The organism is Rhodococcus ruber NBRC 15591, from assembly GCF_001894945.1.
GTDB lineage: Bacteria > Actinomycetota > Actinomycetes > Mycobacteriales > Mycobacteriaceae > Rhodococcus > Rhodococcus ruber.
Map to the genome: position 1 here is coordinate 133,502 of NZ_BCXE01000035.1, position 20,838 is coordinate 154,339.

The window sequence follows — 20,838 nt, forward strand, 5'->3', positions numbered from 1 at the left end:
CGGCTGCGCCCTTCGGATCGGATCCGAAGGGCGCAGTGCGTTCCGGGACGGTGCGGTCAGCGCTTCTTCTTGCCCGGCGCGAACACCAGGGCGGCGCCGACGACCACGGCGAGCGCGACGAGCAGCCAGCGGAACTCGACGTTCGCGAGCGGCTCGAGGGAGAACGGCCCGATCAGCGCCCATGCGCTGACGGCCAGCGCCGCGATCGCGGAGAGCAGCATCAGGATCGACGGGCCCCGTCGCCGGGCGCCGGACGTCGGCTCGGTGGGGTCGGTGTAGTCGGTGTCAGCCACGGCGCACCTCCGAGTTGCCGAATGCGGTGTCGAGATTCAGGGTCAGGACCGGTCCGCCGACGCCGTCGTCGCCGCCGTCGAGGCCCTGGATCGTGCACGGGTTCGAAGCCCGCTCGGTGCAGACGACGTCGACGTCGAGGTTCTGCGGCAGCAGGATCTCGGTGGCGCCGAATCGGGTCTCGACGGAGACGGTCTCGTCCTCGGTGAGTTCGAGTCCACGCAGGTCCAGTTGCAGAGCGCCCATCTGCACCGAGTACGCCGGTTGCAGTTCCGCGGCGGTGCGGGGCGAGTACAACTGTTCCCCCCACGACGAGGTGTCGATCGGTCCGACGAGGGAGGCGAGCACCACGAACCCGAGCAGGGGACCCGTCACCACCAGCAGTCCGTAACCGCGGTGCAGGAACGCCCCGACGAGCAGGCCGAGTCCGATCACCGCGAGCGCGATCGCACCGATCCGCGCGGGGGTGAGCCACGCGACCTCGCCGGCGGACGCCACCGCGCCCGCGGCCGCCGCGGCGAGCACCGCCAGGCCCAGCACGGTCGTGGTCAGCCGGGAACGCGGCTGTTTCGCGGGCACTACGGCCGTCGTGGGCGTCGGCTCGGGCAGGTCCCATGCGAACGGTGCGACACCGAGCGGATCCCACGACGGTGGCGTGGGGCGCTGCAGCAACGGATCCTGCGGGGGTGCCGGTTCCGGCCCGGGGGACTGCGCACCGGTCCGGGGTGATTCCGGTTCCGGCTTCGTCCAGAAGTCCGGGTCCGCCGGTGCGGGCCCGGGGGCGCCGGTGTGCTGCGCGAAGGGCGCCTGCTGGTACTGACTCTGCTGGTACTGACTCTGCTGGTACTGACTCTGCTGGAACGGCGCCTGGAAGGGGTTCTGGGGGAACAGCTGCGGTGCCCCGGGCAGGACCGGTGGTTCCGGCCGGCGTTGGTACAGCAGCCACAGACCGCCGAGCATCAGCACCATGCTGACGAATCCGGAGCCGCCCACCCCGGCGCCCAGCGGACCGAAGGCACTCGCCGCGACGGCCAGCACCACCAGCAGCACCACGACCTTGGTGCTCGATTCGGAGCTCTGGCCGCGGCCGACGAGGGATTCGGCGGGGGAGACCTGATCGCCGTAGCGCGGCAGCAGCAGCCAGCCCGCCAGATACAGCACCAGGCCGGCACCGCCGAAGAAGGTGGACACGACGAACGCCACGCGGATCAGCACCGGATCCACGTCGTATCGCACGCCGATGCCCGCGCACACCCCGGCGACGTGGCCCTGTCGTGGCAGCCGGACCGGACGGGTGCGCCACATGTCCGAGAGCTGCTCGGGGAAGCTTCGCGTGTTCATGAACCACATCCTTCTGGACCGCCGCCCCGTCGCGCATCAGGGACCGACCCTGATTTCCGCGCCGGTGGGCGGTCGCCGGTTCAGGGTTCGTCCCCGATGCCCGGGACGGGGTAGGCGTGCCAGTATCGAAGGTATGCAGCCGGTTCCCTACCCACCCCTGCCCACCCCCCGCCTCGAGCGCCGGGTCGGTGGCCGGGTCGTGGGCGGCGTGGCCGGCGGTCTCGCCGACCATCTCGGGGTCGACGTACTCAAGGTGCGGGTGGCGTTCACGGTGCTGGCCGCGCTCGCCGGCCTGGGCATCGTCGCCTACGGGTTGCTGTGGGTCCTCACACCGCAGGGCTCGGACACCGAACCGCCGTCACCGACCGAACGGCGCCGGGCCCTGGGCCTTGCGGTCATCGGAGTGGGCCTGGCCGTGGGGCTTTCGTGGCTGCTCAACGGGGGCGTGGGCTCGGTGATCGCACCCGTCGTCGTGGTGGCGGTGGGCGCCGCGCTGGTCTGGCGCGAGTTCGACGCGGAGGGACCGCGTTCGGTGCTGGGCCTGCCCGCGCGCCCGACCGTGCTCACCTGGGCGCGGGTGGTCGGCGGCGCCTCGCTCATCGTGCTCGGGCTCGGCGTCGTGATCCTCGCGCAGGTCGACGTGGCGGCCCTGCGCTCGTCGGTGCTGGCGGTGCTGGTGACACTGGTCGGGGCCGGCCTGCTGTCGGTCCCGCTGTGGGTGCGGATGTGGCGCGCGCTGGAGGCGGAACGCGCCGCCCGCGTCCGCAACGAGGAACGCGAGGAGATCGCGTCGCACCTGCACGATTCGGTGTTGCAGACGCTCGCCCTGATCCAGAAGCAGGCGGACGACTCGCAGGAGGTGCTGCGCCTCGCACGCAGCCAGGAGCGCGAGTTGCGCCGCTGGCTGTTCGGCGGTGGCGAGACCCCGCACACCAGCCTGGCCGAGGCGCTGCGCACCATCGCCGGCGAGGTGGAGGATCAGTACGGGGTGTCGGTGGCGCCGGTGATCGTCGGCGACGCGGTACCCGGCGACGACGAGAACCTCACCGCCGAGTCGTTCACCGCCCTGCTCGGTGCCACCCGGGAGGCACTGGTCAACGCGGCCAAGCATGCGCGGGTGGACAGCGTGGACCTGTTCGTCGAGGTCGAACCCGAACAGGTGAGTGTCTTCGTCCGGGACCGCGGCGTCGGCTTCGACGAATCCGCGGTTCCGGAGGACCGGCAGGGCCTGGCCCGTTCGATCCGGGGCCGGGTGGAGCGTCGCGGCGGCCGGGTCGTCGTGCGCTCGAACCCTGGCAAGGGCACGGAGATCCGCATCCACATGCCCCGTGCCGGTACCGGGGCGGAGCGCACGACGACCCTAGAGTGGGAGGGCACCGACGCCCGTTCAGAGGAGCAGCCCACTTGACGTCACTCGACGCCCCCCGCCGTTTCCGTGTGTTCCTGGTCGACGACCACGCCGTGTTCCGGTCGGGGGTGCGCGCCGAGCTCGGGCGGGAGGGCGACATGGAGGTCGTCGGCGAGGCCGGCACCGTCGCGGAAGCGGTCGCGGGAATCGACGCCACCCGCCCCGACGTGGTCCTGCTCGACGTCCACATGCCCGACGGGGGTGGGGTGGCGGTGCTCGGACGGATCGCCGACGGGCCGGTGTGCCTGGCGCTGAGCGTGTCCGACGCCGCCGAGGACGTCATCGCCGTGATCCGGGCCGGCGCCCGCGGGTACGTCACCAAGACCATCTCGGGAGCCGAACTGGCCGACGCGGTGCGACGGGTCGCCGGCGGGGACGCAGTGTTCAGCCCGCGTCTGGCCGGTTTCGTCCTGGACTCGTTCACCGGCCGCTCGAGCGTGCCGGAGCCGCCGCTCGACCCCGAACTCGATTCCCTCACCCCTCGCGAGCTCGAGGTGCTGCGCCTGCTCGCGCGCGGCTACACCTACCGCGAGATCGCCGAGGAACTGGTGATCTCGGTCAAGACCGTCGAAACGCACGCGTCGAACGTGCTGCGCAAGACCCAGCAGTCCAACCGCAACGCCCTCACCCGGTGGGCGCACCGGCGGCGGATCGACTGACCGGAGTTCAGTGCGTGGGCAGCCGCGCGGTCGAGCCGGTCGCGAGTGCCGCGGCGACGTGCTCGATCCCCGCGCGTACCGTGCGGCCGTACCCGTCCTCGGGCAGGATGTCGACGCAGTCGCGGGCCGCCGTCAAGTGCTCCGTGGCTACCGCGAAGGACCCGAGACGCCGGTAGTCGTCGGCGAGATTCAGGTGCAGCGACGGCTGGAAGGCCCGCACCTGCAACGCGGCGTCGTGCCGGGCGAGCCGGTCGTCGTCGAGGGCCGCGGCCGCGTCGAGGGCGCGGAGGTCCCAGGTGAGGGAGACGGCGGGATCGTCGTACAGATCTGCCAGGTAGTGGGCCAGGGCGCAGCGGTGCAGGGGATCGCCGTGCGGCCCCACGCTCGCCCACAAGGCCACCAGCCGAGTCCGGGCGGTGGGGTCGTCGCCGGAGCGGGCGGCTGTGACCGCCTCGGTGACGGCGGCCATGATCGGGTCGGGATCGGTGGTCACGGCCGTTCCTCCCGGCAGACGGGCATGGCCAGCGTGGTCAGGTCCCCGGCCGCGGCGGAGCGGATCACGACGGGCCGGTCGTAGGAGGCGATGTCCAGCAGCACCTCCGGTCCGACGGCGGTGTCGAGGGCGGCTCCCAGCCCGTCCCGGTCGAAGGCGAGATCCAGGTCGGCGCCGGTGACGTCGGCGGGCAGCACGCGGTCGTGCCCCCGGTGGCCGACGGTGAGTGCCGTCGCCCGCACGCGAAGGTCGATCGGGCCGGCCGCAGCGTCGCGCACGGCCCCGGCCAGGGCGTCGCGGTGCACGATCGCCCGCGTGACCGGCGGGGCGAGGGCGCCGAGCATGCTGCGGTAGTCGGGGAAGGTTCCGTCGACGGCCGGGCAGCGGTGCCGCTCACCGTCGGCGCCGGTGAGGGTGAGCGCGCCCGAGTCGTCGAGAGCCAGGCCGACGTTCTCGTGTTCCCGCAGCCACGTGGCGGTCCCGCGGAGCGCGGAGCTGTCGGCGACGGTGCGGAACGGGTCCCCGGTGCGGGCCGCGGCCGTCACCGAGCCGGTGGTCAGCCGGTAACGGTTCGTCGCCGTCAGGACCACCGCCCCGGCCTCCACCTCGACGAGAACGCCTGTCAGGCAAGGAATTTCCGGATCCATGGCGACGGACGGAAGAACGCGTTCGACGGTGCCGGCGAGGAGCCGGCCCGGCACGACGACCGCCGGTGGTGCCGCGAAGGCGGTGAGGCGGGACTTGACGTCGGAGGCCAGCCGGGTCGCGCGCTCGGCCCGGCGATGCAGTTCGGCGACGTGTTCGTCGAGCAGCGCGGCACCGGACTCGGCATCGCCGTCGAGGATCCGGCCGACATCCTCGAGCGGGACGTCGAGTTCGCGGAGCTGACGGATCGTCACCGCTCGTTCGCGTTGGTCGACCGTGTAGTACCGGTAGCCGGTGACGGGATCGACCAGGGCGGGCACGAGCAGCCGGCAGTCGCCGTAGAACCGCAGCGCTCCGGGGGTGAGCCCGCTGAGCCGGGCCATGATGCCGATCGTGATCAGGTCTGGGGAGGGGGTCACGGCACCATCATCGAGCTTCGGCCGACCCGAAGGTCAAGCTCAGCTGACGGCGACCGCGACGATCAGGGCCACGATCAGCGCGAGAACGATCACGGCCACCATGATCGCCATCGCCATCGGCGCGAACGCGACGACCTTCTCCCGTGTGGTGCGCGGCGGGGGGCCGGTGGGCTGCAGCCGGCGCAGCAACTCCGCGGGGCGGGGTACGCCCCGCAGCGAGACGGGCTGGGGAGCGGCGGGCAATCCGGTGAGGGTGCCGCCGGCGCCCGCGGTGCGCCGGGATCCCACGACGGGGGCGGTGGCGCGCCGCGCCCACACGGGGACGGTTCCGTCGGCGGACAGGATCGGACGGCCGCGGAGCAGTTCCGGGTCGGCGTCGGCCCCGAGGACGACCGCGGCGAGACGATCCCGGGCCTGCTCCATCGTCGGGCGACGGGCGGGGTCGGGTTCCAGCATCGCGAGCAGGACGTCGGTCAGTGGGCCCGTGCGGGTAGGCGGGATGATCTCGGCGCGGGCGACACGGTGCAACAGGGCGATCGAGTCGGGATCGATGCCGAACGGCGGCTGACCCTCGATCGCGGTGTAGAGGGTCGCGCCCAGGGAGAAGACGTCGCTGGCCTCGGTGGGATCGCTACCGCGGGCCACTTCGGGTGCGAAGAAGGCAGGGGTGCCGGTGATCACGCCGGACCGGTCGTGGTCGCCCTTCGCGCGGGCGATGCCGAAGTCGCTGATCTTGACCGTGCCCAGCTCGCGGCCGCGCTCGGCGACGAGGATGTTGCCCGGCTTGATGTCGCGGTGCACGATCCCGGCTGCGTGGGCGGCGGCGAGCGCATCGGCGACGTGTGCGCCGATCTGCGCCACCTCGAGCGGCGGCAGGGTGTCGGCGATGTTCATCACCTGGGCGAGGCTGCGGGAGGGAAGATGCTCCATGACCAGCCACGGCTCGCCGGAATGGAGGGCGACGTCGTACATCGCGATCGCGTGCTCGTGGGTGAGGCGGGCGGCGATCCGGCCCTCACGCAGCGTGCGGCGGCGGATCTCCTCGGCGGCCCCCGTGGGCAGGCCCACGGTCGAGGTGACCTGTTTGACGGCCACGTCCCGATCGAGCAGGGTGTCGTGGGCGAGCCAGACCGCCCCCATGCCACCGCCGCCGAGTTTGGAGACGAGCCGATAACGTCCGGCCACCAAGTGATCCGGGCCGACGACGCTTGCCGCTCGCTCCTGTTCCGACACCTTCACGAGGGTAGTGGATGCCGCGGGGGGCAGCGCTTGACGGGCGCCCCCGGAATCGGGTCTACTGAAGCTGTTCGAATACATGTTCGAACAACCGCGTCTTCCCCGCGGTTTGTCGGTGGGCCGTGTTATACGCGGCCGGCGCAGGGCGAGGGGAGTTCGTGTGGGCGAGGTGGCCGAGTTTCGGGTCGAGGGTGGGTCGCAGGATCCGGTGGGTCCTTCCCGGCAGGAACGGCTCGAGGCGTTGCGTCGGCAGATCGCCGCGATCCCCGCGAGGGGGGAGAGCGCCCGTCCCCGCCCGGCAGAACCCGCCGCGTCTCCGGTGCCGGCCGATCGGTTGCTCCCGGTGCCCGAGCCTCTCGCCCGGCTGCTCCCGGACGGCGGCCTGACTCGTGGATCCGTCGTAAGCTTTTCGGGGGCAACGTCTTTGCTGCTCGGTGTGCTGGCCTCGGCCACCGCCGCCGGTGGGCATGCCGCCGTCGTCGGCCATCGCCGCCTGGGTCTGCTGGCTGCCGCCGAGATGGGGGCCGAGTTGAGCCGGATCGCGCTGATCCCCCACCCGGGGCCGGATCCGGTGGAGGTGGCCGCCGTCCTGCTCGACGGCATGGACCTCGTCGTTCTCGGTCTCGGGGGCGTCGTGGTGCCGCCGTCGCGGGCCCGGGCGGTGGTGGCTCGGGCCCGGAGCAAGGGTGCAGCCCTGGTGGTCACCGACGGCCGGTGGGACGGAGCGCACGTGCGGCTCGAGGCTGCGGTGCACGGTTACCGGGGGCTGTCGGCCCCGGCCCGGGGCAGACTGTGCGGTACCAGGTTCTCCGTGCGTGCCCAGGGACGGTCCTTCCAGCCTCGGTCGGCGCGAATGGACCTGTGCGCCGGTCGAACCGGGGTGGAGTGGCGGCCGGGCGGACCGGCGCAGGTCGGCAGTCCCCGGCCTGCCGAGGTGGCGCTGTGAGCGAACCCCGCCCGGTCCGGGTGGTGGCCCTGTGGTGCCCGGACTGGCCGGCGATCGCTGCCGCCGCGGCCGCCGACCTGCCGCCGACGGCACCGGTGGCGGTGATCTCGGCCAACCGGGTGGTGGCCTGTTCCGCACCGGCCCGGGCCGCCGGCGTGCGACGGGGCCTGCGGCGCCGGGAGGCTCAGGCTCGGTGTCCGGATTTGTATGTTGCCCAGGATGATCCGGGTCGCGACGCGCGGTTGTTCGAACCGGTGGCGGCGGCGATCGATGCGACGACGCCGGGCGTGGAGGTGCTGCGTCCCGGTCTGGTGGTGCTCGCCGCGCGCGGCGTCGTGCGCTGGTTCGGTTCCGAGGAGGCGGCGGCCGAGTGGCTGATCGACGAGGTGGCCGCCACCGGCGTCGAATGCCAGGTCGGGATCGCCGACGAGTTGTTCACCGCGGTGCTCGCCGCCCGCCACGCCCGCCTCGTCCCGCCCGGAGGGGACGAGGAATTCCTTGCGCCTCTGAGTATTTCGGAGATCTGTCTGGAGCCGTCCCTGGCGGCCCCGGAGCGCGTCGACCTGGTGGACCTGCTGAAACGGCTCGGTCTGCGCACGATCGGGGCGTTCGCCGCGCTGTCGCCGACCGACGTCGCCTCCCGCTTCGGCCCGGACGCCGTCGCCGCGCACCGCGACGCACGGGCACGGCCGCAACGGCCGCCGTCCGGTCGTGCCCTGCCGCCCGATCTGGTGGTGGAACGTCCCTGTGATCCGCCGCTCGAACGGGTCGACTCGGCCGCCTTCGCCGGCCGGGCACTTGCCGCGGTGCTGCACACCCGGCTGGCCGCGGCGGGCGTGGCCTGCACCCGGCTGCTGGTGGCCGCCCGCACCGGCAACGGTGAGGAATTGGCCCGGACGTGGCGCTGCGCCGAGCCGCTGACCCCGGACGGCACCGCCGATCGGGTGCGCTGGCAACTCGACGGCTGGCTCACCGGGCACAGTGCGGCCCGCCCCACCGCCGGGATCGTCCTGCTGCGGCTCGAACCGGTGGAGGTGGTGGCGGCGGGATCGTTGCAGCTGGGTTTGTGGGGCGGGGTCGGCGACGAGGACGAGCGGGCCCGGCGCGCCCTGGTGCGGGTGCAGGGACTGCTCGGTGCCGACTCCGTGTTGGTGGGGGTGCTCAGTGGTGGACGTGGCCCGGTGGAACGGGTGACCCTCGTGCCGCTGGGGGAGGAGTCGGTGCCGGCGACGGATCCGTCGGCGCCGTGGCCGGGCCGGCTACCGCCGCCCGCCCCGGCTGTGGTGCTCACCACCCTGCCTCCCGTTGCGCTCGAGGATGCGGCGGGCACCCCGGTGACGGTGACCGAGCGTGGTCTGCTCAGCGGCAATCCCGACCGGCTGAGCTGGGGCAGCCGCAGCTGGCGGGTGCGCGGGTGGGCCGGGCCGTGGCCGGTGGACGAGTACTGGTGGGATCCGGCGGCGGCGCGGGCGGTGGCACGGCTGCAGGTGCGGCTCGAGGAGTCCCGGGCCCTGCTGGTGATCCACGTCGACGAGCACTGGCATGTGGAGGGCGTCTACGAGTGAGTACGCTCGATGGACGTGGAGACCAGTGTGCTGACGGCCGCGCCGAACGGGGTGGCGATCGCCTACCGGGATTCGGCTCCCAGGACGGGCCACCACCCCGTGCCGGTGCTGCTGGTGCACGGGATGGGCGGCGACGGCCGCACGTGGGACCGGTTCGCCCGGTCACTGCTCGCGGCCGGCCGGCGGGTCGTGGCGGTGGACCTGCGCGGCCACGGACGCAGTGCCCGTGCCGCGTCCTACCGTTTCGACGAGTTCGGCGCCGACGTGCTCGGGCTCTGCGAGCACCTGGGCCTCGAGACGGTCGACCTCGTCGGGCACTCCCTCGGCGGGCACACCGGATCCCTCGTCGCGCAGCAGCGCCCGGGCCTGGTGCGCCGGCTCGTGCTCGAGGAGGCCCCGCTGCCGCTGCGTCCGGGCGATCCGCCGCCGGTGCTCGGTGGGCGTCTGCCGTCGCCGGGCGAACTGTGGCACGCCTCGACGAGCCTGCTGCGCAATCCGCGCGCGACCTTCGCCTTCGACCGCTCCATGACCGGCTCGGCCATCACCCAGTTCCGCGCGCCGAATCCGATGTGGTGGGAACGTCTTGCGCAGATCACCGCGCCGACGCTGATTCTGCGGGGCGGGCCCGGCAGCATGGTCGATCCGACCCGGCTCACGGCCGCGGTGGACGTCCTCGGCGACGTCGCGGTCCACGACTTCACCTGTGGCCACAGCATCCACCGCGACCGGCACCGCGAGTTCGAGGCCACTGTGCTGCCGTTCCTCACCTGAGCACTCGTTCCGCAACGACAGAGCTATTCCAGCCAGATGCGGCGATCGAAGCCGCCGCGTTCGGCGCGCTTGGCGGCAGCCGCGGCAACCACCTCGTCCGCGGTGATCCCGAATGCGGAGAGCGCAGCCGTGAACACCTCGTGCATGTCGGCGAGTTCGCCGAGCCGCTCGTCGTCGCCCCGCGCGTGCCGGAGTTCGTGCGCTTCCTCCACGAGTTTGTCGAGCAGGGCGCAGCGGTACTCGTCCCGATCGAGTATCCGAGTGTGCGCCACCCGACCGTCGGCTTCGATGATCTCGGGAATCCGGTCGCGGACCAGCTTGCCCATCGTGGTTCCTTCCGCTGCGCTACCGTCGCGGGGTGGACGGTACCGGACCACCGACGGATCCTCTCGCGCTCGGTCAGCGCGTCGTCGCCGTCCTCGAGACCGGTGCGCGCACCGCCACCTACAAGCTGGCTGTCCTGTCGGCGCTGGTCGGCTTCTGCGTCGAACACCTGCCGGCGGACCCGGCCGCGGCACTCGACGTGCCGATCGACGCGCTCGCCGAGCGTGTGATCGACGACCGCACCCTTGCCGCCGCCCGGGGCCTGTACCGCAGCTCACCCGCGGGCACGCCGACGTGGCAGAGCCGTTCGCGGACCGGGACGTGGGACACGGTTTTTCCGCCCGGATGGGTGGTCTCGGCGGTGCCGGAAACCGGGTACGCATGAACTCGATCGCTCGTCTACGATTCGACGTCATGCGGCTGGCGGAGGCACTCGCCGAACGAGGCGAGCTGAAACGGCGGATCGAGCAGCTCGGCGTCCGAGTCGTGGCCAATGCCCGATATCAGGAAGGGGAGGAGCCCGCCGAGAATGCCGGCGAGCTTCTCGAACAACTCACCGACGCCGTCGATCGGCATGCTCTGCTGATCGCCCGGATCAACAAGACGAACACCGCCACCCCCGTCGGAGACCGGACCCTCACCGATGCCCTGGCCGAACGGGACGCTCTGCAGACGCGGCACCGTGCGCTGACCGCAGCCGCGGACGCGGCCTCGGGTGGCAAGGATCGATACGGGCGACAGCTCCGGTCCGAACTGGCATACGTCTCGGCGCTGTCGGTCCGGGACCTGCGGCGCACCACCGACGATCTGGCTCGCCGGATCCGGCGGGTGGACCTCGAGATCCAGCGCGTGAACTGGGAGGTCGATCTGATCGACGAGTGATCGTGGGCAGCAGGTACCCGGATCGGAAGCGAGCACACGCCGTGGGTCGCGGTGAATCGACCCGTCTGTATCCTCCGGCGCGCGGAGGGCAGCGCAGCGGGTTCGAGTCCCGCACACGGAGCAGCCCTGCACGACGCACGAGGACACGGTGCACGCCGGCACGGTTCATCACCACGTGCTGATCCGAATCGGGGAGGGCGGGGACGGGGCACCCACGAGCCGTCGGCCGGGTGAAGTGCAGACGCAGTCAGTGTGATGCAAATCACAGTCGCGTCCTCCGGGGTGCCGGCTGCGCCACCGGCGGCACGGAATCCGCAGGACAGGACGCTGTCGAGGCATCGTTGCGGTGTCGGTTCGCCGACAACGGTTTGACTCCCGCGGACGGCGGGAATGGTGTCTGGTTGCCGTCCCCCCGGCTCCGGCGGCGATTGGCAACGACGGGTTGCACGGCCGAAGATGATTGATACCGTCCGAAACACCTACTTCTTCGACGAGAGGAGCGCACATGCGCAGCACGACGAAACGACTCGCTGCCACCGTGATCGCTGCGGGTGTCGGCGTGGGGCTCGGCGGCGGTGTGGCCGCGGCCGCGCCCGAGGGCGGAAAGCACGATGGGCCGGTGCGGTACTGGGCCGACGGTAAGGACGACTGCTCCGTCGACTTCACGATCGAGAACGACACGGCCCTCGAGAACTTCACCATCGACTTCGTCGTCGACGACGAGGTGCCCACCGGCACGGACTACGGCACCGGGCCCACCGGTCGCCTCGCCGGACTGAAGTCCGTCCCCAATGGCACCGTCACCCACAACGTGCGGCTCGGTACTGTCGAGCAGCTTCCGACGTTGCCGAATCCGTTGGCGGACTCGCACGTCGTGAAGTACCGGATGATCCTCGGGCCCGAGCAGGACTACATGGATATCGGCACGTGGCACCAGACGACAATCCGCGGCTGCAACCCGATCACCAGCGGCTCCGCCGGCCTGTGACGGATGCCCCCGCAGCGCGAGCGCGCTGAGCGCCGACCACGTGAAGCGGGTGCCCGGCCGGACCGATCGAGCGGTCCGACCGGGCACCGCGCTGCCGGCCGGACGTTAGGATCGCCGCATGGCACGGACCGCGCACGACCGTCGCCTGCTGGTCGCCGCAGCGGTATTCGCGGTGTCGCAGGCCAACATCGCCCGAGTGCTCGGCCCCGCCGCGCCGGCAGTCGGACGGATCCAGACCGCCTTCTCCGCAGCGGCGTACCGCCGGGTTCTCGACGGACTCGATGCGGACGCTGTCGCGCGGTATCGCCGACACTACTACTGGGACCTGGTGCATCCCTTGATCTTTGCCATCGCACTGCGGGCCGGGGCGCGATCGCTCGCCGACCACCGGCCCGTTCCTGCGCGCATCCGCCGCGCCCTCGCCCTCGCCCCGGCGGTGGCCGCGTCCGCGGACTACGTCGAGAACGTCGCGGGTCTGTACCTGCTCGACCACCGGGACCGCATCACCGACACCACCGTCCGGGCGGCGACAACGGTCAGCACCGTGAAGTGGGTGCTCGCGCTCGGCTCTCTCGCCTACCTCTCCCAGAGCTTCCTCGGTCTGTGGACGCGGTCCGGCCTGCGCCGGCTGGGGAGATGACCATGGCCGACGAGTTGCCCGTCGAGTACTTCCCCGACCGGGAGTCCTTCGCCACCTGGCTGCGTGAGCACCACACCGATTCGCCGGGCATCTGGGTCGCGCTCGCCAAGAAGGGATCGGCGCATCCGTCGGTGAGCTACGCCGAGGTGGTCGAGGAACTGCTGTGCCACGGCTGGATCGACAGTCAGGCGCGCAGGCTCGACGACGACTTCCGCCTCCAGCGCATCACGCCGCGCCGGGCCCGCAGCCCGTGGTCGCAGCGCAACCGCGAACTCGTCGAGCGCCTCGAGGCCGAGGGCCGGCTGAGCGCAGCCGGGGCCGCGGAAGTCGCCCGCGCCCGCGCAGACGGTCGCTGGGAGCGCGCCTACCCCGGCCAGGCGACCGCGCAGATGCCGCAGGACTTCCTCGACGCCCTCGCGGGCAATCCCGCCGCGCGGGCCTTCTACGACACGCTCGACGGTCGCAACCGCTACGCGATCGTCTATCGGTTGCAGGCCGCGAAGCGCCCGGAGACCCGTGCACGCCGCATCGAGGCCTTCGTGCGGCAACTTGCCGAGGGCCGTCGCTTCCACGATCAGCCCGGACGGACACAATGAGCGGGTGAGCCCTGCATTTCCTCCCACCTGCTCCGCGGCCTCTGCGCTCGACGAGCCATTGCCCGGCACCGCCGCCACCGCTCCGGGCTGGGTGTGCCTCGAGATGCCGTCCGGCTGGGGGCGCGACGTCCTCGACGGTACCGCTCTCGGTCCCGACCTCGCCGGCGAGTTCTCGGCCGCGGCCGACGCCGCCGGCGTGCGGCTGCTGTTCATCCGGCGACCCGGACGCGACACGTCGCGTCCCGGCGGCGCCCGCACCGTGTTCCTGGCCCGGTCCGATCCGGGCAGCAGCTGGTGTGAGCGGCTCGAGGTCGGGGAACCGAAGGAACTGCTCGATCTGATCCCGCGCGTCGTCGCCGGTCCGGCACCCGGCCTCGGCCGCGCGGTGAGCCGGCCCGTCGCGCTGGTGTGCGCCCACGGCAAGCGGGACCGGTGCTGCGCTGTGCTGGGGCGTCCTGTGGCTGCGGCGCTGGCCGCGGAGTTCGGCGAGGATGTGTGGGAGTGTTCGCACACCGGCGGGCACCGGTTCGCACCCTCGCTGATCCTGCTGCCTACGGGCTACACCTACGGCCGGCTCGACGTCGCGCAGAGCCGGGACGCCATGGCGGCCGCCGCCCGCGGCGAGGTGTACCTGCCGGGGCTGCGGGGGCGCAGCAGCTGGTCCGCGGCCGGGCAGGTCGCCGAGATCGCGGTGCGCGAACGGGTGACCGCGGACGCCGATGCGTTCGTCGTCGACGAGAGCGACGCCGCAACGGTGGTGCGGCACCGCGACGGCCGTCACTGGCGCGTGCGGGTCGAGGCCCGGCAGCTGCCGCCACGCCCGGTCAGCTGCGGCGCCGATCCGAAGCCGGTGCGACCACTGGTGGCGATTCTCTAGCGGTGTGCCCTTTGGGCGGTCCCAGCCGCCCAAACGGCACACCGGCGGCGCAGCCGCCTCACCAGTGCACGCCGGGCAGCAACCGGCCGACCCGGCGCAGCACCGCGGGGTTCGGCAGCATCGGACGGGGCAGCGTCCGCAGCTGCGGGGGCGTGTCGGACTTCTCGCCGCGTGCGGCGGGCGCGTCGGGGTAGGCGTGGTAGTAGAGCGCGAACATCCGATCCCGCAGAGCCGGGGCGAAGAGACCGGCGAACTCACCGACGGTGCCGATCGGCACGTCGATGCGTTTGGGCCGCTCGACGAGGGCCCGGATCACCATCTGCGCGGCGTCCTCCGGGCTGATCGCCGGTCCCGGGTTGTACGACCCGGTGGGCTCGATCATGGGGGTCCGCACGAGAGGCATGTGGAGGGTGGTGAACGTGATTCCGTCGTCCCGCGTCTCGGAGGCGGCGACGTCCGCGAATCCTTCGAGCGCGGACTTCGAGGCGATGTACGCCGCGTATCGCGGGGTGCGGGCCTGTACCCCCGCGGTGCTGATGTTCACGATGTGTCCGAAGCGGCGCGCCCGCATGTGCGGCAGCAGGGCCAGGGTCGCCCGCACCGCGCCGAAGTAGTTGACCGCCATGGTGCGTTCGAAGTCGTGCAGTCGGTCCGTCGAGTGGTACAGCCCGCGCCGGATCGAGCGGCCCGCGTTGTTGACCAGCATGTCGATGCAGTCGTGCTCGGCGAGGATCGCCTGCACGGTGTGCTCGACCGCAGCCGAGTCGGTGACGTCACACGGATAGGCGTACGCACTGCCGCCGTCCGCGCGGATCGCGGCGACGACCGCGTCGAGTTCCTCGGCGCGACGGGCGAGGGCGAAGACCACGGCACCCTCGCGGGCCGCGGCGATCGCGGTGGCGCGTCCGATCCCCGAGGAGGCACCGGTGATCAGCACGTGCCGTTCCACGAGCGGTCCGCGCGGATCGTCGCGGCGGGCCCGGTCGGGGTCGAGGTGCTCGCGCCAGTAGCGCCACAGCAGCGGGGCGTACCCGGCGAACTCGGGCAGCGTGATCCCGCTGCCGCGCAGGGCCTCCCGGGTGTTCCGGTCGGTGAACCGGCTCGGGAAGGTCAGCTGGTCGAGCACGACCGAGGGGATGCCCGCCCGGCGCAGCACGAGACGACGGACGGCGTCCAGGCCGGGAAGCGCGCTGCTCGACAACAGCGGACGCACCAGCGCGCCGGGCACACCGGCGACGGGAACGGGGGCTCCCGCCGCGGCGGCCAGCGCCGCGAACACCTCGCGCACCGGCTGTGGGCGCGAGACGAGGTGGAAGGTGCGCCCGTCCGATCCGGGACGGTGCATGAGTTCGACGATCGCGGCCGCGACGTAGTCGACCGGCACCAGGTTGGTGTCGCCGAGGTCGGGCAGGACCAGTGGCAGCCGGGACGGCAGCGCCGCCAGCGCGGCCAGGGCGGGAAAGAAGTAGTAGGGACCGTCGATCTTGGTGATCTCGCCGGTGGTGGAACTGCCCACGATCACCGACGGCCGGTAGATGCGCCGGCGCACCGGACTCGCCCGGACCGCCTTCTCGGCCTCGAACTTGGTGCGGTGATACGGCGACGGGAAGCGCTGGCCCAGGTCGAGGTCGTCCTCGGCGAACGTGCCGCGGTGATCACCGGCGACAGCGACGGACGAGACGTGGTGCAGGGTCGCGCCCAGTTCCAGTGCGAGCGTGATCACCGCGCGCGTACCTGCGACGTTCGTGGTCGCCTGCTCCTCGCCGACGGTCAGGTCGTAGATCGCGCCGAGGTGCAGGACGTGCTCGGCCGGCGGCACCGTGGCGGGGTCGAGTCCGAGTCCCGGTTCGGTGAGATCGCCGAGCAGCGCGTGCAACCGGGACCCACCGTCCAGACGCCTGCGGAGGGCCTCGAACTTCGGCAGCGACGCCGGCCGGACCAGCACATGGATGTCGGCGTCCGGCCGGGTCCCGAGCAGTCGGCCGAGCACGTGCGTGCCGAGGAAACCGGTCCCGCCCGTGACGAGGTACGTGGCCATGACCCGAACCTACTGCAAGGTAAGAACGGATTCTAGTGTCCGATGCCGACCTTCGCGTGCGCCCGCTTCATCCACGCCGGCGCCCACCAGTTCGCCTCGCCCATCAGCTTGACCAGCGACGGCACCAGCAGCATCCGCACCACGGTCGCGTCGATGATCAGCGCGAGGATCATCCCCACCCCCAGGAACCGCATGATCGACAGTCCCGAGATCGTGAACGCGCCGGTCACCACGATCAGCAGCAACGCCGCCGAGGTCACCACCCGGCCGGTGCGCTCGGTGCCGAACCGTACCGCCTCCTCCGTGCTCGCCCCGGCGGCCCGGACCTCCACCATGCGCGACATCAGGAACACCTCGTAGTCGGTGGACAGGCCGAACACCACCGCCAGGATCAGCACCACGAAGCTCGGCTCCAGCGGGCTGGGGGTCACGCCGAGCAGCTCCGCTCCGTTGCCGAGCTGGAACACCCAGGTGAGCACGCCGAACGTGGCGGCCAGGCTCAGACCCGCCATCGCCACCGCCTTGAGCGGGAGCACCACGGACCCGAATGCCAGGAACAGCAGCACCAGGGTGGAGAGCACCATGACCGCGATCATCGCCGGCATCGAGCGGGCGATCGCGGCATTGCTGTCGTCGACCATCGCCCGGCCGCCGCCGACGAGCAGGTCGGTGCCCGGCGGGGGCGGCAGATCCCGTAGCTCCCGGACGATCTCGCTCGCCTGCGGCGTCTCCTCCACCCCCTGGGCGTACAGCGCCTGCAGGACCACGACGTCGTTCCGCGCGGCGACGGTGACGGTCTGCGCGACGCCGTCCACGTCCGCCGCCGCGCGGGATACCGCCGTGACCGCGACCGGGGCGGGTGCGGAACCGTCGTCGCCCCGCAGCACGAGCGTGACGCCGTTGCCGGTGGAGGGGAACTCGTCGAGCAGTGTCTGGGTGGCGGCACGCGCCGGGTCACCCGCGGGCAGGGCGGTGTACTCGATCTCGCCGAAGGAGGCGCGCAGCAGCGGCGTGGCGAGCAGCAGCAGACCGGCGGTGATCGTCACCGCCACCAGGGCCGGCCGGCGCATCACCTTCGTCACCACCGACCCCCAGAAGCGCCGGGCCCGGGCCTCGCCCCGCCGCGCGGCGCCCTCACGCCACGTCAGCGCGTTGATGCGGTGCCCGAGTATCGCCAGCAGCGCGGGAATCGCGGTGAGCGAGAGCACCGCCGCGCTGAGCACGGCGGCGATCGCACCGAGACCCAGGGACCGCAGCAGTGCCTGCGGGAACACGAGCATTCCGGCGAAGGCGCACATCAGCAACAGCCCCGAGAACATGACCGTGCGGCCCGCGGTGAGCACGGTGCGACGCGTCGCGGAGGCCGGGTCGGCGCCGGAGTCGAGTTCCTCCCGGAAACGGCTGACGATGAACAGGCCGTAGTCGATCGCCAGGCCCAGACCGATCAGCGACGTGACGTTCAGCGCGAACGAGCTCACCTCCGTGTACATCGTGAGCAGACGCAGCGTCGCCAGAGCGCTGAGGACGGCGAGGACCCCGACGAACACCGGGACCGCCGCCGCGACGAGACCGCCGAAGATGAACACCAGCAGCACCAGCGTCACCGGAAGAGCAATCGCCTCCGCGAAGAGCAGATCGCGCTCGAGCCGGGTGGTGAACGCGACGCCGACGACCGAGTTCCCCGCGAACTGCGCGTCGACACCGGGGACCTCGAGTCTCGGGAGCAGACCCTGGAACGTCGTGACGGTGATCTCCGAGCCGGGCTCGAGGGTGACGGCCGCCGCCGCGCTGCCGCCGTCCTTCGACAGCAGCAGCTGCTTCGCCGGTGGCGTGGCCGACCAGTAGGAGTCGACCGAACGGGTGGGTACCTCGGCCGCGAACCGATCGAGCACCGCGGTCACCTCGGGTCCGATGTCGGCGACGGTGCGCCCGGGTGGCGGGGTGTAGATCGCGATGATGTCGGCGGTCTGGGGACCGAAATTGTCGTCCACGATGCGCTGCACCTCGGCCGATTCGCTGCCGGGGTCGTAGAACCCGCCCTGCGAGAGTCGGCCGAACACCCCGGTGCCCCAGACGCCCGCGAGCACGACGACGACGACCGCCAACCCGAGCACCCACCAGCGCCGGTCGACGACGAATGCGGCCCAACGGTTCATGCGGTGCTCCGTTCCCGGTGACGACCCGATGCTCCGCGACTGTAGTGCGACCGGTCCTCAGCCGACGTCCCGGCGCCGGAACCCCGCGAACCCCACCGCGGCGAACAGGGCGGCCACGGCGGTGAGCACGGCGAGCCCGAGCCACTGCGGTGGTGCCGCCGTCACCACGGGCACGTGCCGGAACGGACTGATTCCCAGAATCCAGTTCCACAACCGGAACAGCGGGCCCAGGATCGTCAGCGCGAAGGCGGCGACCACACCGAGCCAGCCGAGCATCCGCGCCCGGGGCCGGGCGCCGATCACCGCGACCGCGAACCCGACCAGCACCCACACCGCGGGAATCGTCACGAGCGCCTGGCGGATCAGATCCCCGGCCGCGATCCGTCCACCCCGCGCCGACGAGACGTACGCGAACAGCGTCGCCCCCACGAGCAGCGCCGCCGCGGGGGCGAGCAGCGCGATTCCCGCGTGCGACGCGAAGTACCGGGTCCGGGTCAGGGCCCCGGCCAGCACCGGTTCGACGCGCAGCGCCAGTTCCTCGGCGCGCAGCCGCATCATCACCTGGACCCCGAACACGGCGGCGACGATGCCCATCAGCTGCAGCATCGTCACCACGAAACCGAAGACGAGCGAGCCGCGTCCGCTCCCGAGCAGCGAGCCGAGCGCCGGGTTGTCGGCGAAGACCTCCGTGAACGTGGTGGACATGAAACCGAACACCACCCCGAGCGCCACGAACACCGTCGTCCACGCGGCGAGCGCGCCGCGGTGCAGACGCAGCGCCAGGCCCCACACGTTCGTTCCCGCCCCGCCTTCTGCGGGCCCCGGCGACGGCGCGATCACACCGACCCCGAAATCGCGCCGGGCCTGCAGGACGAACGCGATCAACAGCAGTACCGCGGTCAGCACAAGGCAGGCCGCCAGGGGCCACCAGTCGTTTCCCGCCGCCGGGCGAACCTGCTGCACCCAGCCCAGCGGGGTCGTCCAGATCGCCCACCCGTCGGGGGCGACCACGTCGACGTAGGCGCGGACCAGCAGACAGGCTCCGAGCACCCCGATCGCCAGGGTGGTGGCGGTGGGCGCGTAGGACCCCAGCTGGGCGGTGACCGCGGCGAGCGCGCCGAACACCAGCCCGGACGCGGTGAACGTCGCGGCCAGCGTGACCGAGTCGGCGACACCGCCGCCGACGAGGATCGTCGCGCCCGCACAGACGACACCGAGCGCGACGGAGGCCAGCGACGACCACGCGACGGCCGTCGCCAGCCGGGCCTGGCGGCCGACGACGCCCGAGGCGACGAGTTCGGCCTGACCCGAATCCTCGTGGGCGCGGCTGTTGCGGATGACGGCCAGGATCGCCATCAGGGCCGTGAAGAACGCGCCGAGCGCCCCGGCCCGCCACGCGTTGAATCCGTCCGCGTAGGTCAGGTCGCGCGCCGGGCCGAACACGACCCGCAGCGCCGGGTTCGCGCCGAGGGTGGCATCGAGGGTGCGGCGGCTCGCCGCGTCCGGGAACACCCAGCCGTAGGCGAGGACCGACGACACCGACAGCGCCGTGACGAGCACGATCCACGGCGCGACGTTGCCGCGGTCCTGCTCGGCGGTGGCCCGCAGCAGCGGCCGCATCCCCGCCCACGAGGCCCTCACGTCGGGGCCTGCCCGTCGCGGCCGTGCCGGTGATAGTGCCGCAGGAACAACTCCTCGAGGGACGGTGGCGAGACGGTGATGCTGCGGATGTCGTTGCGGCCCAGAGCCGCGAGCACCGGGCCGGCGTGGCCGTGCTCGACCGCGCAGTGCACGCGCGGGCCGTCGATGCGCACGTCGTGGATCCCGGGCAGCGCGGTCAGTGCCGCCGGGTCGGCCACGGGGGCGGCGAGGACAGCGTCGATCGTCGAGCGCAGATCCGCACGCATGTCCTCGAGCGTGCCGGTCTCGACGACCCGGCCGTCGCGGATGATGCTCATCCGGTCGGCGAGCGTCTCGACCTCGCTGAGCACGTGGCTCGACAGCAGGACCGTCCGCCCGCGCCGCTTCTCCCGGGTGATCTCGTCGTGGAACACCGCGGACATGACCGGGTCGAGCCCCGAGGTCGGCTCGTCGAGCAGCAACAGTTCCACGTCCGAGGCCAGGGCCGCGACGAGCGCCACCTTCTGCCGGTTGCCCTTCGAATAGGTGCGGCCGCGTCTGGTCGGGTCGAGTTCGAACCGGTCGAGTAGGGCCGCGCGGCGCCGCCGGTCGAGTCCGCCGCGCAACCGGCCGAGCAGATCGATCGCCTCGCCGCCGGTCATTCCGGGCCACAGGCTCACGTCGCCCGGCACGTAGGCGAGCCGTCGGTGCAGGCTCACCACGTCGCGCCAGGGGTCGCCGCCGAGCAGCCCGACGTGCCCGGCGTCCGGCCGGAGCAGACCCAGCAGGACCCGCAACGTGGTGGACTTGCCGGCCCCGTTGGGGCCGAGGAAGCCGTGCACCTCGCCCGCGGCGACCTCCAGATCCAGGCCGTCGAGCGCAGTGAAGCGTCCGAATCGCTTGACCAGTCCCTCGATCCGGATCGCGGACGTCATGGGACGCA

The 20,838-nt window shown here is 72.2% G+C and carries 20 protein-coding genes and 1 pseudogene; 11 read left to right on the top strand and 10 right to left on the bottom strand.

Annotated features, from left to right (window positions below; translation table 11 throughout):
• Positions 1-56 precede the first annotated feature (56 nt).
• Positions 57-293: a hypothetical protein gene (locus RR3_RS21270; protein WP_010595558.1), complete on the bottom strand. Its 237-nt coding sequence runs from the start codon at positions 291-293 to the stop codon at positions 57-59.
• Positions 286-1,632 (bottom strand): PspC domain-containing protein, encoded by a 1,347-nt coding sequence (locus RR3_RS21275; protein ID WP_064066063.1) that lies wholly within the window; start codon positions 1,630-1,632, stop codon positions 286-288. The genes RR3_RS21270 and RR3_RS21275 overlap by 8 nt, the downstream gene beginning before the upstream one ends.
• Positions 1,633-1,765: 133 nt before the next feature.
• Here RR3_RS21275 and RR3_RS21280 point away from each other — a divergent pair, with 133 nt between their 5' ends.
• On the top strand, positions 1,766-3,040 hold the full coding sequence (locus RR3_RS21280; RefSeq protein WP_064066064.1) for an ATP-binding protein: 1,275 nt from the start codon (positions 1,766-1,768) through the stop codon (positions 3,038-3,040).
• Complete coding sequence (locus tag RR3_RS21285; RefSeq protein ID WP_064066065.1) at positions 3,037-3,699, top strand: response regulator; 663 nt, start codon at positions 3,037-3,039, stop codon at positions 3,697-3,699. The genes RR3_RS21280 and RR3_RS21285 overlap by 4 nt, the downstream gene beginning before the upstream one ends.
• A 7-nt stretch (positions 3,700-3,706) precedes the next feature.
• Here the strand turns inward: RR3_RS21285 and RR3_RS21290 are convergent, their stop codons facing one another.
• The 3 genes from RR3_RS21290 to RR3_RS21300 are packed head-to-tail and all read right to left on the bottom strand — an operon-like array spanning position 3,707 to position 6,489.
• Positions 3,707-4,192 (bottom strand): hypothetical protein, encoded by a 486-nt coding sequence (locus RR3_RS21290; RefSeq protein WP_010595554.1) that lies wholly within the window; start codon positions 4,190-4,192, stop codon positions 3,707-3,709.
• On the bottom strand, positions 4,189-5,256 hold the full coding sequence (locus tag RR3_RS21295) for a DNA polymerase III subunit beta family protein (RefSeq protein WP_064066066.1): 1,068 nt from the start codon (positions 5,254-5,256) through the stop codon (positions 4,189-4,191). The genes RR3_RS21290 and RR3_RS21295 overlap by 4 nt, the downstream gene beginning before the upstream one ends.
• A 39-nt stretch (positions 5,257-5,295) precedes the next feature.
• The gene (locus RR3_RS21300; RefSeq protein ID WP_064066095.1) at positions 5,296-6,489 is read right to left on the bottom strand and encodes a serine/threonine-protein kinase; all 1,194 of its coding nucleotides are present in this window, start codon (positions 6,487-6,489) and stop codon (positions 5,296-5,298) included.
• A gap of 163 nt (positions 6,490-6,652) precedes the next feature.
• On the opposite strand from RR3_RS21300, the gene imuA' reads away from it, so the two are divergent.
• From imuA' to RR3_RS21315, 3 genes are read left to right on the top strand one after another with little or no spacing between them, the layout of a single operon-like run.
• A complete protein-coding gene (imuA', locus tag RR3_RS21305; RefSeq protein ID WP_026137516.1) occupies positions 6,653-7,438 on the top strand; it encodes a DnaE2-dependent mutagenesis accessory factor ImuA' in 786 nt (261 codons plus the stop codon).
• Positions 7,435-9,003, top strand: a complete 1,569-nt coding sequence (locus RR3_RS21310) for a DNA polymerase Y family protein (RefSeq protein WP_064066067.1) — start codon at positions 7,435-7,437, stop codon at positions 9,001-9,003. Before imuA' ends, RR3_RS21310 begins: the two co-directional genes overlap by 4 nt.
• A 15-nt stretch (positions 9,004-9,018) precedes the next feature.
• Positions 9,019-9,774, top strand: a complete 756-nt coding sequence (locus RR3_RS21315) for an alpha/beta fold hydrolase (RefSeq protein WP_026137515.1) — start codon at positions 9,019-9,021, stop codon at positions 9,772-9,774.
• A 23-nt stretch (positions 9,775-9,797) separates the two neighbouring features.
• Here RR3_RS21315 and RR3_RS21320 read toward each other — a convergent pair whose 3' ends face one another.
• A complete protein-coding gene (locus RR3_RS21320; protein ID WP_017679640.1) occupies positions 9,798-10,100 on the bottom strand; it encodes a nucleoside triphosphate pyrophosphohydrolase in 303 nt (100 codons plus the stop codon).
• 32 nt (positions 10,101-10,132) lie between these two features.
• Here RR3_RS21320 and RR3_RS25350 point away from each other — a divergent pair.
• The 6 genes and pseudogenes from RR3_RS25350 to RR3_RS21350 form a co-directional block, all read left to right on the top strand.
• A pseudogene (locus RR3_RS25350) lies at positions 10,133-10,333 on the top strand (HNH endonuclease); the annotation flags it as partial.
• Between the two features lie 179 nt (positions 10,334-10,512).
• Complete coding sequence (locus tag RR3_RS21330; RefSeq protein ID WP_026137514.1) at positions 10,513-10,980, top strand: DIP1984 family protein; 468 nt, start codon at positions 10,513-10,515, stop codon at positions 10,978-10,980.
• A 505-nt stretch (positions 10,981-11,485) separates the two neighbouring features.
• On the top strand, positions 11,486-11,968 hold the full coding sequence (locus RR3_RS21335) for a hypothetical protein (RefSeq protein WP_010595545.1): 483 nt from the start codon (positions 11,486-11,488) through the stop codon (positions 11,966-11,968).
• Positions 11,969-12,086: 118 nt separating this feature from the next.
• Positions 12,087-12,608 carry a hypothetical protein gene (locus RR3_RS21340; protein WP_010595544.1) on the top strand — a complete coding sequence of 174 codons (522 nt, stop codon included), beginning with the start codon at positions 12,087-12,089 and terminating at the stop codon, positions 12,606-12,608.
• 2 nt (positions 12,609-12,610) lie between these two features.
• A complete protein-coding gene (locus tag RR3_RS21345; RefSeq protein ID WP_010595543.1) occupies positions 12,611-13,204 on the top strand; it encodes a YdeI/OmpD-associated family protein in 594 nt (197 codons plus the stop codon).
• A 4-nt stretch (positions 13,205-13,208) separates the two neighbouring features.
• The gene (locus RR3_RS21350) at positions 13,209-14,081 is read left to right on the top strand and encodes a ferredoxin family protein (RefSeq protein ID WP_026137513.1); all 873 of its coding nucleotides are present in this window, start codon (positions 13,209-13,211) and stop codon (positions 14,079-14,081) included.
• A 58-nt stretch (positions 14,082-14,139) separates the two neighbouring features.
• On the opposite strand, the gene RR3_RS21355 is transcribed toward RR3_RS21350, so the two are convergent.
• The 4 genes from RR3_RS21355 to RR3_RS21370 are packed head-to-tail and all read right to left on the bottom strand — an operon-like array spanning position 14,140 to position 20,830.
• Positions 14,140-16,119, bottom strand: a complete 1,980-nt coding sequence (locus RR3_RS21355; RefSeq protein WP_064066069.1) for an SDR family oxidoreductase — start codon at positions 16,117-16,119, stop codon at positions 14,140-14,142.
• 32 nt (positions 16,120-16,151) lie between these two features.
• The gene (locus RR3_RS21360; protein WP_064066070.1) at positions 16,152-18,275 is read right to left on the bottom strand and encodes an MMPL family transporter; all 2,124 of its coding nucleotides are present in this window, start codon (positions 18,273-18,275) and stop codon (positions 16,152-16,154) included.
• Between the two features lie 57 nt (positions 18,276-18,332).
• Entirely contained in the window at positions 18,333-19,916 is a 1,584-nt protein-coding gene (locus tag RR3_RS21365) for an ABC transporter permease (protein ID WP_234420099.1), read from the bottom strand.
• Positions 19,913-20,830, bottom strand: coding sequence for an ABC transporter ATP-binding protein (locus RR3_RS21370; protein ID WP_010595537.1), 918 nt, complete (start codon positions 20,828-20,830; stop codon positions 19,913-19,915). Before RR3_RS21370 ends, RR3_RS21365 begins: the two co-directional genes overlap by 4 nt.
• Positions 20,831-20,838 lie beyond the last annotated feature (8 nt).

Bases quoted from the DNA above. Each gene is read 5' to 3' on its own strand.
- RR3_RS21370 (WP_010595537.1), bottom strand. From the start codon at position 20,830: ATGACGTCCGCGATCCGGATCGAGGGACTGGTCAAGCGATTCGGACGC.
- RR3_RS21320 (WP_017679640.1), bottom strand. From the start codon at position 10,100: ATGGGCAAGCTGGTCCGCGACCGGATTCCCGAGATCATCGAAGCCGAC.
- RR3_RS21355 (WP_064066069.1), bottom strand. From the start codon at position 16,119: ATGGCCACGTACCTCGTCACGGGCGGGACCGGTTTCCTCGGCACGCAC.
- RR3_RS21345 (WP_010595543.1), top strand. From the start codon at position 12,611: ATGGCCGACGAGTTGCCCGTCGAGTACTTCCCCGACCGGGAGTCCTTC.
- RR3_RS21360 (WP_064066070.1), bottom strand. From the start codon at position 18,275: ATGAACCGTTGGGCCGCATTCGTCGTCGACCGGCGCTGGTGGGTGCTC.
- RR3_RS21280 (WP_064066064.1), top strand. From the start codon at position 1,766: ATGCAGCCGGTTCCCTACCCACCCCTGCCCACCCCCCGCCTCGAGCGC.
- RR3_RS21275 (WP_064066063.1), bottom strand. From the start codon at position 1,632: ATGAACACGCGAAGCTTCCCCGAGCAGCTCTCGGACATGTGGCGCACC.
- RR3_RS21330 (WP_026137514.1), top strand. From the start codon at position 10,513: ATGCGGCTGGCGGAGGCACTCGCCGAACGAGGCGAGCTGAAACGGCGG.
- RR3_RS21335 (WP_010595545.1), top strand. From the start codon at position 11,486: ATGCGCAGCACGACGAAACGACTCGCTGCCACCGTGATCGCTGCGGGT.
- RR3_RS21340 (WP_010595544.1), top strand. From the start codon at position 12,087: ATGGCACGGACCGCGCACGACCGTCGCCTGCTGGTCGCCGCAGCGGTA.